We start from the raw sequence: 14,577 nt of genomic DNA on the forward strand, positions 1-14,577 counted from the left end.
CTACGGATGGGGCCTCACAGGCTCCACGGCAGCATGATCCGCCTTACCTAACCGATCCGGCAGGGAATGGGAGCGGTCATGAACCGGGTTGTGATCTACGGCGGAACCGGTGGCATCGGCATGGCCACGGCGCAGGCCCTGCGTAAGCGCGGTATCCGGCTGCATCTCGCGGCACGGGATCCCCAGCGCCTCGAAGACGCCGCCGCCCGTCTGGGAGACACGACCTTCACGGCCGGCGACGTCACTGACCCCGCCCATTTCACCACGGTGACGCAGGAAGCGGGCGGTTCGCTCGCAGGCCTCGTCTACGCGGTCGGGACGATCAACCTGAAGCCGCTGGCGAAGCTGACCGCCGACGACGCGGTGACGGATTACAAGCTCAACGCTCTCGGCTCTCTTCTCGCTCTCCAGGCTGCGGCGCCGGCGCTGAAAGCTGGTGCGGGCGAGGCAGGGGCGGGCGTCGTCCTGTTCTCCACCGTGGCGGTGGCACAGGGCTTTCCGGCCCATGCCTCTGTCGCCATGGCGAAGGGAGCGGTCGAGGGTCTCGCCCTGTCCCTCGCCGCCGAACTCAGCCCTCAGATCCGGATCAACGTCGTCGCCCCCTCGCTCACGCGCACGCCGCTCGCCGCTGCCATCACCGGCAACGAGACGCTGGCGTCGGGAATCGCGTCCATGCACGCACTCCAGCGCCTGGGCACGCCGGACGATATCGGCGCGCTCGCCGCCTTCCTCGTCTCGGCGGAGGCCGGGTGGATCACCGGTCAGATCATCGGCGCGGATGGCGGCCGCTCGTCCCTGCGTACGAAGGGGTGACCCACCAACGCACGCTCCGCTTCGTCCTCGGCGATCAGCTTCACCGCCGCGTTTCCTCGCTCACCGATCTCGACCCGCACTCCGACATCGTTCTCATGGTCGAGGTGTGGGAGGAGGCGACCTATGTCCGCCACCACAAGCAGAAGATCGCTTTCCTGTTCTCGGCCATGCGCCATTTCGCGGCCGATCTGGAGGCCGAGGGCATCACCGTCGACTATGTGCGCCTCGATGCGCCGGGCAATACCGGCTCGTTCACCGGAGAACTCCAGCGAGCGGTCGCGCGGCACGAACCCGACAGGATCGTCGTCACCGAGCCCGGCGAGTGGCGCGTCTGGGAGATGATGCAGGGATGGCGTGATGACCTGCCGATGCCCGTCGAGCTTCGCGAGGACAACCGTTTCCTCTGCCCGCGCTCGGATTTCGCGCGCTGGGCCGAGGGACGACACGCCCTGCGGATGGAGACGTTCTATCGCGGCATGAGAAAGCGCACCAGCCTCCTGATGAAGGACGGCGAGCCGATCGGCGGCCAGTGGAACTTCGACCACGACAACCGGAAGAAATTGCCACGCGGGCACCGCCCCCCGGAACGCCCGGGCTTCGCGCCCGATGCGATCACGTCCGAGGTCATCGCCCTGGTCGCGGACAGGTTCGCCGGGCATTTCGGCGATCTCGATGCCTTCCGCTGGCCCGTCACCCGCGCCGACGCCATCGTCGCTCTGAAGCACTTCCTGGCCGAGTGTCTTCCGCGTTTCGGCGATTACCAGGATGCGATGAAGTCGGGCGCGCCGTTTCTCTACCATGCGCTTATCTCGCCGGCCCTGAATGCGGGCCTGCTCACGGCGGGGGAGGTCTGCCGGGAAGCGGCCCGCGCCTATGACGAGGGGGCAGCGCCGCTCAACTGCGTCGAGGGCTTCATCCGCCAGATCCTGGGATGGCGCGAATATGTCCGGGGGCTCTACTGGGCCAGGATGCCGGCCTATGCCGAGACCAACACCCTCGGCGCCAAGCGTGATCTGCCCTGGTTCTACTGGTCGGGCGAGACGCGCATGAACTGCCTCGCGCAATGCGTCGCCGAGACGCGGGCCCATGCCTACGCCCATCACATCCAGCGACTGATGGTGACGGGCAATTTCGCCCTGCTGGCCGGGATCGAACCGGCGCAGGTGGAGGAATGGTATCTCGTGGTCTATGCCGATGCCTACGAATGGGTGGAGTTGCCCAACGTCCACGGCATGGTCCTGTGGGCGGATGGCGGCGTCATGGGCTCGAAACCGTATGCGGCCTCGGGCGCCTACATCAACCGGATGTCGGATTACTGCCGGGGCTGCACCTACGACGTCGCTGCCAAGTCCGGCGAAAGTGCCTGCCCGTTCAACTACCTCTACTGGAACTTCCTCATCGAGAACGCGGATCGCCTAGCGGGAAACCCGAGGATGGCGATGCCCTACCGTACCCTCGACGGATTGGGCGAGCAGCGACGGGAGGAGATCACGACTGACGCGGCCCGCTTCCTGGCCGGCCCGGAGATGCGTCCCGCCCCGCCCTGAATCTCACCAGGGCTGCCAGACGGCCAGGGTGACATAGGGGCTTCCCCCGCCATCGGTTTCGGTCTGGTAGCCGAGCGAGGCGCGGAAACTCACGTCGCCGATGCGAAAGTCGGTGGCGTGGACACCGATCCCGAACTTCGAGTAGCCGCTTCCATCCAGATAGACGGTAGCCTCCGGGCCGAGATAGGTCCCCCACAGACCATGACCCCAGGCGAGCCGGCCCCAGGCGCTCTGGCGCGTCGAGCCGAGGATCGCAGTGGCGGTGAGAAGAGTGGTTTGCGTCGGCCGCGCCCAGACCTCCCCGTGCAGCCTGATGCCGTAGCGGTCGGGCAGAACCAGCGTGCCGACGACGTTCCGCTCCACTTCGATGCTTCCCTCCGGACCAGCGAAAGCGGCGACCACGCCCCAATCGCGGAACCATTGGTATCCGGCGAGCACAGCTCCGAGCGCCGTAAGGCGCGTCTGATCCGTGGAAATGCCCCGTATCGTCGGGCCGCGTTCGGCCCTCGCCCCTGCGCCGCCGCTCGCGAGGATAGCGAAACCGTCCCGATCGCGCCCGTCGAACGTGATCTTCGCGCCCGCCGTGATGAAGGGCGATGCTCCGGCATCGAGGCTGTCGAAGATCAGTGCCGAGATCGAGCCCTCTTCCGATTGAGCCGGGTTCGAGACGAGGCCACAGCAGAGTGCGGCGCAGCACATGAGTATCGGATGAGCCGAATGCAGTGACCGTCTCGTCGATCTGGCCGGTCGTCCCACGTCCCTTCTCGCTCCGTATTACCGGAGGGCAAATGTACGACATCCTATGAGAAGTTGTACTGGTTCGTGAGTATTGGACTGTGGGTCGTGCGCGCAGACCGCCCAAGACGATTCGGGAACAGGCGCCGTTTTGCTTTTGTTCTATTTGATAAAACTTCAGGATGTATTTGCTTGATTTTAGGTTGCGGAGTGTCCGTGGTCGATCTGCCGGTATGTTCGGTCCGCCTCGGCAATGGTGGACCCGCGATGCCGCATGGAGGTCAAAGCTGATTCGGTTGGCGTCGGGCGGGGACTAGGATAGAGCCCGCGGCAGGACCGTCGCCAAAGGCCGAGTTTCTTGTCACCAGCTGCTCGAACGTCCGAAGTTCTCACGGTGCTCGCGGCACAGGAGACGGATCGCTTGACCATCGGCGACATCGTCGCGGTGCTGAAGGACCGTGCCTTCGCCCTGCTCATCGTCATCCTCGGCCTGCCAAATTGCCTGCCGATGCCCCCGCCGATCCCCCTGGTCTGCGGCCTGCTGCTGTTGCTCGTGGCCGTTCAGATCACGGCGGGGATGTCGTCGCCTTGGCTGCCCCGCGCGCTCCTGAGCCGCTCGATCGCCCGGAGCGACGTTGAGCGTGCCGCCAAGCGCGCGGTGCCGCTGCTGCGGCGCCTGGAACGCTGGTCGCGTCCGCGCATGAGCCTGTTCGAGACCGGGCTCGGCATGCGGACGGTGGGGCTGATCCTTCTCACCCTGTCCCTGGCGCTGGTCGTGGCAGCGCCTCTTGTGGGACAGATCCCCCTCGGTCTGGCCATTTGCCTCGTCGGCCTCGGCCTCGTCGAGCGGGATGGCCTGCTGGTCGTCATGGGTCTCGGCGTCGGTGCCGTCGGCGTGCTTCTGAACGCCGGCTTCGTCTACGCCATCGTCTCGGGCCTCATGAGCCTCTTCAGCGTGTAGACTTTGACCAGGTATCCCTGACCCCGACCCACGGTTGGGATCAGGGAGGTCCGGCGGACGCCCGCCGCCGCGCAGTCGCGCGGGCAGACCTCGATGAGTCGGGCTGATCGGGGTCCGGTGCTAGCCTTCGAGGTGGCGCGGCTTGAACAGGCGCCAGACGAGGCCGCCCCTCGGTCCGAACAGGAGCGAGACGAGGTAGAGACTTCCCGCCGCCAGCACGATCGCAGGCCCTGTGGGCAGGTCGGCGCGATACGAGGCGGTGAGTCCGGCAAAGCTCGATACCATCGCCACCACCATCGCCATGGGGATCAGGCCCGACAGGTCGGCCGCCCAGAACCGCGCGGTGATCGCCGGCAGCAGCATCAGTCCCACCGCGAGCAATGTCCCGAGGGCCTGGAAGCCCCCCACGAGGTTCATCACCACGAGGCCGAGGAAGGCGTAATGCACCGGGCCCCCGGCACGGCTCACCGTGCGCAGGAACAGCGGGTCGACACATTCCATGACGAGGGGGCGGTAGAGCGCGGCGAGGGCGAACAGCGTCACCGTGGCGATCCCGCCGAGGAGCATGAGCGCCGGATCGTCGAGGGCCAGGACCGTCCCGAACAGGATGTGCAGGAGATCGATCTGCGAGCCGCGCAGAGAGACGAGCAGCACGCCGGCCGCCAGGGAGATCAGGTAGAAGGCGGCGAGACTCGCATCTTCCTTGATCGAGGTCGTCCGGGTGACGATGCCGGCGAGCAGTGCCACGAACAGACCGGCGGCGAGGCCCCCGATGGTCATGGCCGGCAGGGATAGGCCGGCGACGAGGAAACCGACCGCGGCGCCGGGCAGGATCGCATGGCTCATGGCGTCGCTCATCAGGCTCATGCGCCGCAGCATGAGAAAGACCCCCACCGGCGGGGCCGACAGAGAGAGGGCGAAGCAGCCGGCCAGCGCCCGGCGCATGAAGCCGAACTCGATGAAGGGACCGAACAGGAGATCGATCACGCGGCGTGTCCGTGGTCGTGACGATGATCGTGCGCGTGACCATGGGGATGATCGTGAGAGTGATCATGCAGGTCCCCGCCTTCGGAAGGGGGTGGTGCGTGGTGATGCCCGTCGCCGCGCCCGCATATGGCGGCGTCCTCGTCCCAGGCCTCGGACAGGGCCTGCGCGCGCGCGAGGTTCTCCCGGGTCAGCACCGTTCCGGTCTCGCCCCAGGCCACCGGCTCGCGGGCCAGTAGCAGCGTCGTCGGAAAATGTGCCTTGACCTGATGCAGGTCGTGCAGGGCCGCGACGATGGTGCGGCCCTCCCCGTGCCATCCGCGGATCAGGGCGATCAGATCGGCCGTGGTGCGCCCGTCGATCCCGGTGAACGGCTCGTCGAGGAGGATGATGCGAGCGTCTTGGACGATGAGGCGCGCGAACAGGGCGCGCTGGAACTGACCGCCGGACAGGGTGCCGATCAGCCGGTCCTCGAAGCCGAGGAGTCCCACGGCAGCGAGGGCACGGACCAGGACCTGACGATCGGGCAGCGCGCTGCGCCAGAAGCCGAGGCGCCGCCAGCGTCCCATCGCCACCAGATCGAGGACGCTCAACGGAAAGCTGCGGTCGATCTCGCCGGCCTGGGGCAGGTAGGCGATGGCATCGGTACCACCGGGCCGGTCGATCCGTCCGTCGAGGCAGCGGATTTCACCGACGATCCCCTTGAGCAGGGTCGATTTTCCCGCGCCGTTGGGTCCGACAAGAGCGAGGAGGGCTCCGGCGGGAATGATCCCGTCCAGATGATGCACGGCGGGATGGCGATCGTAGCCGAGCGTCAAACTACGCAAGGCGATGGCGCCGGGCGGAGCGGGGGCGTGTGTCATCGTTATCCCATGGCCCAGACGATCGCCCCCCAGACCAGCCCGGACAGGATCGCGGCGAGGACCAGTCGCGAGGCGGCCCCGGCCTGGAACAGGGAACGACGGGGGGAGGGTTTGATCTGGGGAGGACGCGTCACAGCGGTTCGGGTACCAGGAAAGGGCCAGATTTGTCCGAACGGGGGCGGCGAACTATCTCTGGTGCTGATACACTGTAACATCGCATCAGTTCAACGTGCCGGACCATATCGACCGGCGATGAGGGGAGGATGGCGTGCACGACCATAGTGCCGTCCACGAGCATGCCGCCTGCTGCGGCAATGCCACAGACACGCTCGCACGGGCGGAGCGTCTCTGCGCCGAGCGCGACCTGCAATTCACGCGGCTGCGGCGGGACGTCCTCGAGGCGGTGGCGTCCGAGGCGAAGCCGCTCGGTGCCTATGACATCGCGGAGCGTCTCAGCGGGCAGGGGCGCCGGGTCGCCGCGGTCTCGGTGTACCGTGCCCTCGATTTCCTCACCGAGAACGGCCTCGTCCACCGCATCGCCAGCCGCAACGCTTTCGTCTCCTGCGGCCACCAGCACGGGGATGGTGCCGGGCTCGTCTTCCTGATCTGCCGGACCTGCGGCAGCATCGACGAGACGACCTCGCCGGAAGTGGATGATCAACTCGACAGGACTTTGGCGAAGGCCGGCTTCAAGCCCTCGAGCCGGATTCTCGAAGTCGAGGGCGAATGCGGTTCCTGCTCCGGTCGTGAGCCGAGCCCATAGCGACCCGATGCATGGGGCTCAGCGGGCGTTGCGATAGGCCCTGCGCGAGACGACCGTCTGGATCATGATCTGGATGTCGAGCCAGACCGACCAATTGTCGATGTAATGCAGGTCGTGGTTCACACGCCGCTCCATGTCGAGATCGGTCAGGGTCTCGCCGCGCAGACCGTTCACCTGTGCCCAGCCGGTGATGCCGGGCATCACGTTGTGGCGACGGGCATATTGGGCGATCCGCCGCTCGAAGCTGCGATCGTGGGCGAGGGCGTGAGGACGCGGACCCACCAGGGACATCTCCCCCATCAGGACATTGATGAGCTGGGGCAATTCATCGAGGTTCGTCCGGCGCAGGATGGCGCCGATCCGGGTGATCCGTGAATCGTGGCGGGTCGCCTGTCGGAAGACGGCGTTCTGCTCAGTCTTCATACTGCGGAACTTGAACACGCCGAACGCCTGCTGGTTGAAGCCGTAGCGGCGCTGGCGAAAGAAGACCGGCCCGGGGCTGTCGAGCTTGATCAGCAGGGCAATGGACGCCAGCAGCGGTGCGAGCAGGAGCAGCGCGATGGCGGCGAGGGCCATGTCGAGGCCGCGTTTCAAAGCGATCTCGGTGAAGCTGAGCGGCCGGCGCCCGATATTGATGCCCGACAGCCGCCCGACCCGCGCGAGCTTGAGATCAGGGAAACGGTCCATGACCGAGCCGGGACGTAGATGGAGGGCGGCCGGCACGCGCAGGAACGCCTCGGTGCAACGCTCGATATCCGCCGCATCCGTCCAGGGAACCAGGATGAAGACGTCGTCGGGCCGCAGGAAGCGCACCACCGACACCGCGAGGTCGAGATCCTCCGCCATCTGGCTCTGGCGCACCGACGCGTCCTCGCGTGGATCGACCCGCCGCAGGTAGCTGGTTCCGACCACGCGCAGGTTCAGGGCTTTTGCGTCGTTATTGGCGTGGAAGCTGGCGATGTCATCTTCGAAGCCGACGAGATGGATGCGATTGATCGACGGCGAGCTCGGGCTCGTGGTCTGCCGGATCAGGCCCACGACGACGAGACGGGACAGGTAGAGGGCCGGCAGACCGGCCAGGAAGAAACCGATGGCCGTGGCGCGCGAGAACTCGGTCGTGGTCTTGGTCGCGAAGCCGACGACGAGAACGATCGCCCAGGCGGCCAGCCAGAGGCTCGCCATGCGGCGGCGATGGGGGCCTTGGGTGAGTTGAGTCTCGATCCTGTACTCGTCGCGAACGAGATTGGTCAGGAGTACGAAGACGGACACCAGGGCCCCCAGCTGGAAGCTCCCGGTCATTCCCGTGGTGATCTGCTGGTCGAACGCGAACTCGTAGTAGATCGCCTCTACCAGATAGGCGGTGACGATGATCGCCGCGAGGTCGGAGGCCGCTAACGCCATGGATAGGCCGAACCGGAGCGTACCTCCCCACCGTCGCGGAAGGACCGCCGCCCAGGCATCACGCCGGGCGCTCTGAGCCGAGGGCAGGCTCTCGTAGATTTCGGGAAGACGTTGCTGGAACATCTGGGACGCCGTGTACCGAAGGGAGACCAGGATCGTGCCAGAACGGGTCAGTATCCCGTCCGGCCAACCTTATCTCTGCCAGGTCCGCAAAGCTCGGACCCGGTGGCGTCGTGCCGGAACTGCCGCCTCGCCCGGAGGGGCCGTCACTTGAGGAATTGTCGTGCGACCGAGGCTTGCTCGGCCTCGATATTTCCCTCGCGCCGATCCGGCATTTGGGTGGTCTCATCGACCTGAACGGCGGCTTCCAAGTAAAAAACTCATCTTGCGAAGCCGGAAGACCGCTTTGTCGACGGCAGGACCAACTCGCGCAGCCCCGAAAGCGGATTGCCGCCGATACAGATGGGCCGGCAGGCGATTGCAGCGCCTACCGCGCGGTGCAGCTTTACCCTGGCGAAGCGAATGAGGTGTATGCAAGGTCTGGCGGACCTACCCGTCGCGTGGTGGTGCACCATATACTTTGGACCGCGTGAGCCAGAGGATGCAGCGGCGAGGGAGGGCGATCAGGCAGTGGTTTCCGGATGTGTCCGGGACGAGGATCCGTCCTCCGTCTTGGCCAAGGTCTGGATGGGCTCGAAGCCCTCGAATTGGGGATGGCCGAGATAGAGAGGTTTCGTCGAGGGTGCCCGGCTATGCGCCTTTCGAAACTGCTCTGACCGGGTCCAGGCTTCAAAAGCCGATTTGGAGGCCCAAACGGTATGGGATGCATAAAGGACATGGTCTTCATAGGCTGGGCCGCGAAGCAGCTGGAACTCTACGAAGCCTTCCATTTCGCCAAGTTGGCTATCACGACCGAGCCAGACCTGTTCGAATTCTTCCGTTGCGTCGGGGACGACCTTGAATCGATTCATAGCGATGAACATCGAGGACCTTCTTCGTCAGGCCAGTCCGAGGGTCGACCGGCCGCCTGGGGTGCTATCCTAGGCCTTAAGAGGCGGATTAAAAAATAATATGAAAACGATTAATTTTCGTCTAAATAGTGCTTTTTGCGTCATTGTCATCATGAGTTAGAAGAGCGGATTCATTTCGTTTGCGTTGGGGCTTCACTGGGTGACCGTCGTTTGCATGGGCAAATTTGCGGTCACCCTTGCCATCCTTGCCTCATTTGTGGTCAAGCTGTTTTCGCGCATGCTTGATCCTATCGTACCGATGGTGTTCTTTGGATGTTCCAGGACATTGCCGGTCCTCCGGGGGCGGACCGTGAAGATGATAGACTCACATTCGTGTGACCCTTAACCCTTCCGAATGAGTCGCGTGGCAGATGGCGACTTGGTTGGGGATCGAAACAGCCGGCCAAGACCGTATTGAGCACTGAAACGAGTGATGATGCCCAAGCAAACCACCGACGTCGACCGCCTAGTTGGGTTGCGAATCACCGCCTTGCGTAAGGCCCGCGGCCTGAGCCAGACCGCGCTCGGAACCGCCGTTGGCGTAACGTTCCAACAGGTCCAGAAGTACGAAAAGGGGCAGAACCGAGTCGGTGCCGGGCGTCTCCGCGAGATTTCCCGCCTTCTGGAGGTTCCGGTCTCGGCGTTCTTCGAGGAAGACGATGCGGGCGGAACGCAATCCGAAGTGTTCGGCTTCCTGAGCGCTCATGGGGCGATCGAGCTTCTTCAAGCCTACGCGTCCATTGAGGACGACCAGCTTCGGCGTGATGTTCTGGCACTCGTCCGGACCGCAGCAAAGATGGGAAAACGTTCAGAGCTCCCCGTCGCTGTTTGAACGTTTTTCCATCATCCAATGAGATGGAAGAAACTTCCGGACACGTGACCGCATCGGTGGCCGGCCATCCCTTGCGAAACGCCTTCCGCGTCGGTCACCGCCGCTAAGGCGATGTCTTCGCCCGGTGGAGGTGTGAGCTCGCTCGCATAGTGAAACTCGTGGCCGACGAGGCGTGAACCCGCTCTTCCGAGGGCGCCGTCGCCGACGAGCGTCGCCACGCGGTAGCCCAGATGCAGTCGCCGCACCTTGTAGGAGGTCGCGACCGGAAGCAGATCCGCCATCGCATGCGTGACGCCGGCCGCGTCTTCCAGGCTGCGTCCGAGGACCATGTAGCCGCCGCACTCGCCATGGACGGGATTGCGTTCGGCAAAGCTCCGGAGGCCGTTCAGGAACCGGCCCGCCGCTGCCAGTTTCCCGGCATGAAGCTCAGGATATCCGCCCGGTAGCCAGCAGGCGTCGCAGCCCTCCGGGGGCGCCTCGTCGGCGAGGGGTGAGAAGGCGACCAGTTCGGCGCCGGCGGCGCGCCAGCCCGCCTCCATATGCGGATAGAGAAACGAGAAGGCCTCATCCGACGCGATGGCGATGCGCTGTCCCGGGGGAGGGGGGAGGACGGCATCCGATACCTCCGGAAGACGACCCGCGGCCGCCGCGAGGATGGCGTCGAGATCGAGGCTCGCCTCCGCCAGATCGGCGAGGCGGTCGAGCCGCGCGGCGAGGTCTCCCGTTTCGCGGGCCTGGACCAGACCGAGATGACGCTCGGGCAAGGCGAGGCTCGCATCGCGCATGAGCACTCCGAGGACCGGGATGCCGACCCGCGCGAGACCGGCCTCGACCAGACGCCGATGGCGGGCGCTGGCGACCTTGTTCAGCACGACGCCGGCGATGCGGAGTCGGGGATCGTAGCGGGCGCAGCCGAGCGCCACGGCGGCGGCCGATTGGGCGGCCCCCGAGACGTCCACGACGAGGAGCACCGGCCAGCCATAGCGGGCGGCGATGTCGGCATTGGCGCCGGTCCGGCCCTCGCTGGCGACGATGCCGTCGAACAGGCCCATGGAGCCTTCGGCGATGACGATATCGGCGCCATGGCCCGCCATCGCCGCCACCGAATCGAGCATGGCATCCGGCATGGCGAAGCTGTCGAGATTGACGCTGGGATAGCCCGTGGCGGCCTGGTGAAAGGCCGGGTCGATATAGTCCGGCCCGCATTTGGCGCCGCGCACGGCGAGGCCGCGCCGGGCGAGCGCCCGCATCAATGCCAGCGTCACGGTGGTCTTGCCCGAGCTCGACCGTGGGGCGGCAACGAGAAGGCCGGGCGGATGCGATCGGTCCGTCTTCGTCATGACTCGACTCCGGGGGCCGGATGCCCCGTGGGACGGAAGCGCCGGTCGTAATCGGTGGAGTAGAGCGCGCTCTCGCGGAACTCGCTGGCCGCGAGGGCCGGGCCGACGAGGATCAGCGCCGTCCGCTCGAGACCGGCGGCGCGTACATCCTCCGCGATGGTGGCGAGGGTGCCTGAGATAACGCGCTCGTCCGGCCAGGTGGCGCGGAACACCACGGCGGCGGCGCAATCCGCCCCGTAGAACGGCACGAGCTCGGTCACCACGGTATCGATCACGTGGATGGAGAGGTGCAGGGCCAGGGTCGCGCCGGTGGCGGCGAAGGCTTGGAGCGTTTCGCGCTCAGGCATGGCGCTGGCGCGGCCGGAGGTCCGGGTGAGGACCACGGATTGGGCTAGGCCCGGCACGGTGAGTTCGCGCCGGAGCAGGGCGGCGGCGGCGGCGAAGGACGGCACGCCCGGTGTCACCGTGTAGGGAATGCCGAGCCGGTCGAGGCGGCGGGTCTGTTCGGCCAGCGCGCTCCAGATCGAGAGGTCGCCCGAATGCAGCCGCGCCACATCCTTCCCGGCCTCGTGCGCGGCGGTGATCTCGGCCACGATCGCGTCGAGGTCGAGGGGGGCGGTGTCGACGATGCGGGCGTCGGACGGGCACCAGGACAGGATCTCCGGCGCCACCAGCGAACCGGCATAGAGGCAGACGGGGCAGCGCGCGATGAGATCGCGCCCGCGGATCGTGATGAGGTCGGCCGCACCGGGGCCGGCGCCGATGAAATGTACGGTCATTCCGCCTGAGTGGCGAAATACGCGGGAAGCGCAAGGGCACATGTCACCGCTGGTGACGCGATGCGCGGCAGAATGAGGGTTCCGCCCTCGCCGGCCACGGCCAGAGCGGCGGCTTCCGCCACCGATCCGACCCCCCGGCTCGCCTCGATCCGGCCCGAGCGGGTCGGTACACGCGCATCGACGGCGATCATCTCGGCGGGTGACCTTCCGACGGGTACGAGGCCGAACACAGCGGCGGCCTCGACGATCGACGGTTCATTCGCGCGGTCTTCAGCGGTGGCGATCGCGCCGAGCCGGTCCGGCACATGGCCGCTTTCGGCAAGCGCGCGGTGGATCAGGGCGACAATCTCGCCGGGCATGGCTCCGTGCCGGAAGCCGATGCCGGCTACGATGAGACGGGTTGCCCACGTATCTCGAAGGGCCGGATCATCGTCAGACAAATCGCGGGCCCCTCCTCCCCACAAGGGGGAGGGGAAGCGCGTCAGGCATCGCCAAGCCGCCCGTCACCGCTTCGTCCACACCCATTGCGTCACCGGCATTGCGGCGCGCCAGCCGTGGAGATGGCCGACCGGGTCGGCATGGGCCACCGACAGCCGCTTCAGCTGCCCGCCGAGACGGGCGAAGGCGCCAAGCAGAACCGCCTCGCCCTCGAGGGTGACGACGTTGGCGACCAGCCGGCCCCCAGGCCCGAGGGCGTCGAGGGCGCGGTCGAGCACGCCAGGACGCGCGACCCCGCCGCCGATGAAGATCGCGTCCGGCCGCTCGAGCCCTTCCAGGGCGGCGGGCGCCTCGCCCTCGACGACGCGCAGATCCGGTACTCCGAGGCGGGCGGCGTTGCGGGCGATCCGCGCCGCACGGGCCGGGTTCGCCTCGATGGCCAGCGAGCGCAGGCTGGAACCGCGCAGCATCCACTCGATGGAGATGGAGCCGGCTCCGGCGCCGATGTCCCAGAGGCGCTGGCCGGCGCGGGGGCGCAGGGCGGCGAGGGTCACGGCGCGAATATCGGCTTTGGTGAGCTGGCCGTCATTCTCGAACCAGGCATCGTCGAGGCCGGGGCTCAGGCTGACGACGCGTGCATCGGAATCGGCCACGACCTCTACCGCCAGGGTGTTGAGCGGATCGATCCCGGTGAGGGAGAACGCATCGGCCCTTGCTTCGAGGCGGCGCTCACGCGGGCCACCCATGGCCTCGAGAACGACGAGGCGAGAGGCGCCGAAACCCCGCTCCGTAAGTAGGGTGGCGACGGCCTCCGGCGTCGTCTCGTCCCAGGTCAGGGTGAGGAGGCGGGCGCCGGGCTGGAGATGAGGTACGATCCGCTCCAATGCCCGCCCGTGCAGGGTGATGCAGGTGGTCTCGGCGAGCGGCCAGCCGAGGCGCGCCGCCGCGAGGCTGAATGCCGAGGGGTGGGGGAACACGCACATCTCGGCCGCCGGAAGCAGCCGCGCGATCTCTGCGCCGATGCCGAAATGGAACGGGTCGCCGGTAGCGAGAATGCAGGTGGTCCGTCCGCGCCGAGCGAGGAGGCCGGGATAAGCGTCGGAGATCGGGCGCGGCCAGACCCGCGTCTCGGCCCTCAGCGGTGCACCGAGGGCGAAATGGCGGGCTCCGCCATAGACCACCTCCGCACCGTCGAGGGCAGCTGCGGCGGCGGGGCTCAGGCCCGCCCGCCCATCCTCGCCGATCCCGATGATGGTGAGCCAGGGGGCGGTGCTCGACACGGGGGCGGCGCTCATGGACAAGGTTGCCGGATAGGGAGAGGGCGACGATGCGAGTTCTGATCCTCGGCGGCACCACCGAGGCGAGCGCTCTGGTGAAGGGACTCGATCCGAGGATCGATGCGACCTTGTCGCTCGCCGGCCGTACCAGCGCGCCGAAGCGCGAGCCGGTACGCACCCGTATCGGCGGTTTCGGCGGCCCTGATGGCCTGGCCGCGTGGATCGCCGAGAACCGGATAGAGGCGGTAATCGACGCCACGCATCCGTTCGCGGCGCGGATCAGCCGCAACGCGGCGCTCGCCTGCGAGCGGACCGGTGTGGCGCTCCTCGCCATCCGCCGCCCGGCCTGGGAGCGCATTCCGGGGGATCGCTGGACCGAGGTCGAGACCATGGCGGAGGCCGCACTCACCCTCGGCGAGACGCCCCAGCGCGTGTTCCTGACGATCGGCCGTCTTGAAGTTGGCGCCTTCGCGACTGCTCCGCAGCACGATTACGTCGTCCGCGCCATTGAGCCCATCGGCGATGCCCTGCCGGTGCCGCGTCTCACCGAGATCGCTGCGCGCGGTCCCTTCGGTGAGGCCGCCGAGATGACGTTCCTCGCCGAGCGGCGGATCGAGATTCTGATCACCAAGAATTCCGGTGGCCCCGCCACCTACGGCAAGATCGCCGCCGCCCGCGCGCTCGACGTGCCGGTGGTGATCGTACGCCCGCCCGATAAGCCGGATGTCGACAGCGTGCCGGATGCCGAGGGCGCGTTGGCGTGGCTGCGGGAGCGCCTGAACCACTGAAGCCCAACCCTGACCCTCATCCTGAGGTGCCCGCGAAGCGGGCCTC

The 14,577-nt window shown here is 66.9% G+C and carries 16 protein-coding genes; 6 read left to right on the top strand and 10 right to left on the bottom strand.

Annotation, left to right across the window (positions count from 1 at the left end; translation table 11 throughout):
- Positions 1 to 78 precede the first annotated feature (78 nt).
- Together ACYQML_RS08615 and ACYQML_RS08620 are read left to right on the top strand one after the other, a co-directional pair.
- The gene (locus ACYQML_RS08615; protein ID WP_461235304.1) at positions 79 to 813 is read left to right on the top strand and encodes an SDR family NAD(P)-dependent oxidoreductase; all 735 of its coding nucleotides are present in this window, start codon (positions 79 to 81) and stop codon (positions 811 to 813) included.
- The gene (locus tag ACYQML_RS08620; RefSeq protein ID WP_461235305.1) at positions 810 to 2,360 is read left to right on the top strand and encodes a cryptochrome/photolyase family protein; all 1,551 of its coding nucleotides are present in this window, start codon (positions 810 to 812) and stop codon (positions 2,358 to 2,360) included. Before ACYQML_RS08615 ends, ACYQML_RS08620 begins: the two co-directional genes overlap by 4 nt.
- A 3-nt stretch (positions 2,361 to 2,363) precedes the next feature.
- Here ACYQML_RS08620 and bcsS read toward each other — a convergent pair whose 3' ends face one another.
- Positions 2,364 to 3,059, bottom strand: coding sequence for a cellulose biosynthesis protein BcsS (gene bcsS, locus ACYQML_RS08625; RefSeq protein ID WP_461235306.1), 696 nt, complete (start codon positions 3,057 to 3,059; stop codon positions 2,364 to 2,366).
- A gap of 394 nt (positions 3,060 to 3,453) precedes the next feature.
- On the opposite strand from bcsS, the gene ACYQML_RS08630 reads away from it, so the two are divergent.
- Positions 3,454 to 4,056 carry an exopolysaccharide biosynthesis protein gene (locus ACYQML_RS08630; RefSeq protein WP_280136572.1) on the top strand — a complete coding sequence of 201 codons (603 nt, stop codon included), beginning with the start codon at positions 3,454 to 3,456 and terminating at the stop codon, positions 4,054 to 4,056.
- 120 nt (positions 4,057 to 4,176) lie between these two features.
- On the opposite strand, the gene ACYQML_RS08635 is transcribed toward ACYQML_RS08630, so the two are convergent.
- The 3 genes from ACYQML_RS08635 to ACYQML_RS08645 are packed head-to-tail and all read right to left on the bottom strand — an operon-like array spanning position 4,177 to position 6,037.
- Positions 4,177 to 5,001, bottom strand: a complete 825-nt coding sequence (locus tag ACYQML_RS08635) for a metal ABC transporter permease (protein ID WP_311274346.1) — start codon at positions 4,999 to 5,001, stop codon at positions 4,177 to 4,179.
- Positions 5,002 to 5,039: 38 nt separating this feature from the next.
- The gene (locus ACYQML_RS08640) at positions 5,040 to 5,903 is read right to left on the bottom strand and encodes a metal ABC transporter ATP-binding protein (protein WP_461235307.1); all 864 of its coding nucleotides are present in this window, start codon (positions 5,901 to 5,903) and stop codon (positions 5,040 to 5,042) included.
- Positions 5,904 to 5,905: 2 nt separating this feature from the next.
- Positions 5,906 to 6,037, bottom strand: coding sequence for a hypothetical protein (locus tag ACYQML_RS08645; protein WP_280136573.1), 132 nt, complete (start codon positions 6,035 to 6,037; stop codon positions 5,906 to 5,908).
- A 134-nt stretch (positions 6,038 to 6,171) separates the two neighbouring features.
- On the opposite strand from ACYQML_RS08645, the gene ACYQML_RS08650 reads away from it, so the two are divergent.
- Positions 6,172 to 6,666, top strand: coding sequence for a Fur family transcriptional regulator (locus ACYQML_RS08650; protein ID WP_056431852.1), 495 nt, complete (start codon positions 6,172 to 6,174; stop codon positions 6,664 to 6,666).
- An 18-nt stretch (positions 6,667 to 6,684) separates the two neighbouring features.
- On the opposite strand, the gene ACYQML_RS08655 is transcribed toward ACYQML_RS08650, so the two are convergent.
- Together ACYQML_RS08655 and ACYQML_RS08660 are read right to left on the bottom strand one after the other, a co-directional pair.
- Complete coding sequence (locus tag ACYQML_RS08655; RefSeq protein ID WP_461235308.1) at positions 6,685 to 8,190, bottom strand: exopolysaccharide biosynthesis polyprenyl glycosylphosphotransferase; 1,506 nt, start codon at positions 8,188 to 8,190, stop codon at positions 6,685 to 6,687.
- A gap of 500 nt (positions 8,191 to 8,690) precedes the next feature.
- The gene (locus tag ACYQML_RS08660) at positions 8,691 to 9,050 is read right to left on the bottom strand and encodes an antibiotic biosynthesis monooxygenase family protein (protein WP_461235309.1); all 360 of its coding nucleotides are present in this window, start codon (positions 9,048 to 9,050) and stop codon (positions 8,691 to 8,693) included.
- A 460-nt stretch (positions 9,051 to 9,510) separates the two neighbouring features.
- Between ACYQML_RS08660 and ACYQML_RS08665 the strand changes: the two genes are divergently transcribed.
- Positions 9,511 to 9,909: a helix-turn-helix domain-containing protein gene (locus ACYQML_RS08665; protein WP_056431861.1), complete on the top strand. Its 399-nt coding sequence runs from the start codon at positions 9,511 to 9,513 to the stop codon at positions 9,907 to 9,909.
- 11 nt (positions 9,910 to 9,920) lie between these two features.
- On the opposite strand, the gene ACYQML_RS08670 is transcribed toward ACYQML_RS08665, so the two are convergent.
- The 4 genes from ACYQML_RS08670 to cbiE all read right to left on the bottom strand — a co-directional run bounded on the left by ACYQML_RS08670 (position 9,921) and on the right by cbiE (position 13,761).
- Complete coding sequence (locus tag ACYQML_RS08670) at positions 9,921 to 11,249, bottom strand: cobyrinate a,c-diamide synthase (RefSeq protein ID WP_461235310.1); 1,329 nt, start codon at positions 11,247 to 11,249, stop codon at positions 9,921 to 9,923.
- Positions 11,246 to 12,028, bottom strand: a complete 783-nt coding sequence (gene cobM, locus ACYQML_RS08675; RefSeq protein ID WP_461235311.1) for a precorrin-4 C(11)-methyltransferase — start codon at positions 12,026 to 12,028, stop codon at positions 11,246 to 11,248. The genes ACYQML_RS08670 and cobM overlap by 4 nt, the downstream gene beginning before the upstream one ends.
- Positions 12,025 to 12,420, bottom strand: a complete 396-nt coding sequence (locus ACYQML_RS08680; RefSeq protein ID WP_461235697.1) for a cobalamin biosynthesis protein — start codon at positions 12,418 to 12,420, stop codon at positions 12,025 to 12,027. Before ACYQML_RS08680 ends, cobM begins: the two co-directional genes overlap by 4 nt.
- 111 nt (positions 12,421 to 12,531) lie before the next feature.
- Positions 12,532 to 13,761, bottom strand: a complete 1,230-nt coding sequence (gene cbiE / locus ACYQML_RS08685) for a precorrin-6y C5,15-methyltransferase (decarboxylating) subunit CbiE (RefSeq protein WP_461235312.1) — start codon at positions 13,759 to 13,761, stop codon at positions 12,532 to 12,534.
- A gap of 32 nt (positions 13,762 to 13,793) precedes the next feature.
- Here cbiE and ACYQML_RS08690 point away from each other — a divergent pair, with 32 nt between their 5' ends.
- Entirely contained in the window at positions 13,794 to 14,531 is a 738-nt protein-coding gene (locus ACYQML_RS08690) for a cobalt-precorrin-6A reductase (RefSeq protein ID WP_461235313.1), read from the top strand.
- The last annotated feature ends 46 nt before the right edge of the window (positions 14,532 to 14,577 follow it).

The organism is Methylobacterium sp. CM6244 (assembly GCF_054817885.1).

Coding starts and splice junctions, on each gene's coding strand:
- ACYQML_RS08670 (WP_461235310.1), bottom strand. CDS start 11,249: ATGACGAAGACGGACCGATCGCATCCGCCCGGCCTTCTCGTTGCCGCC.
- ACYQML_RS08665 (WP_056431861.1), top strand. CDS start 9,511: ATGATGCCCAAGCAAACCACCGACGTCGACCGCCTAGTTGGGTTGCGA.
- cbiE (WP_461235312.1), bottom strand. CDS start 13,761: ATGAGCGCCGCCCCCGTGTCGAGCACCGCCCCCTGGCTCACCATCATC.
- ACYQML_RS08615 (WP_461235304.1), top strand. CDS start 79: ATGAACCGGGTTGTGATCTACGGCGGAACCGGTGGCATCGGCATGGCC.
- ACYQML_RS08660 (WP_461235309.1), bottom strand. CDS start 9,050: ATGTTCATCGCTATGAATCGATTCAAGGTCGTCCCCGACGCAACGGAA.
- ACYQML_RS08690 (WP_461235313.1), top strand. CDS start 13,794: ATGCGAGTTCTGATCCTCGGCGGCACCACCGAGGCGAGCGCTCTGGTG.
- ACYQML_RS08635 (WP_311274346.1), bottom strand. CDS start 5,001: ATGCGCCGGGCGCTGGCCGGCTGCTTCGCCCTCTCTCTGTCGGCCCCG.
- cobM (WP_461235311.1), bottom strand. CDS start 12,028: ATGACCGTACATTTCATCGGCGCCGGCCCCGGTGCGGCCGACCTCATC.
- bcsS (WP_461235306.1), bottom strand. CDS start 3,059: ATGTGCTGCGCCGCACTCTGCTGTGGCCTCGTCTCGAACCCGGCTCAA.
- ACYQML_RS08640 (WP_461235307.1), bottom strand. CDS start 5,903: ATGACACACGCCCCCGCTCCGCCCGGCGCCATCGCCTTGCGTAGTTTG.
- ACYQML_RS08655 (WP_461235308.1), bottom strand. CDS start 8,190: ATGTTCCAGCAACGTCTTCCCGAAATCTACGAGAGCCTGCCCTCGGCT.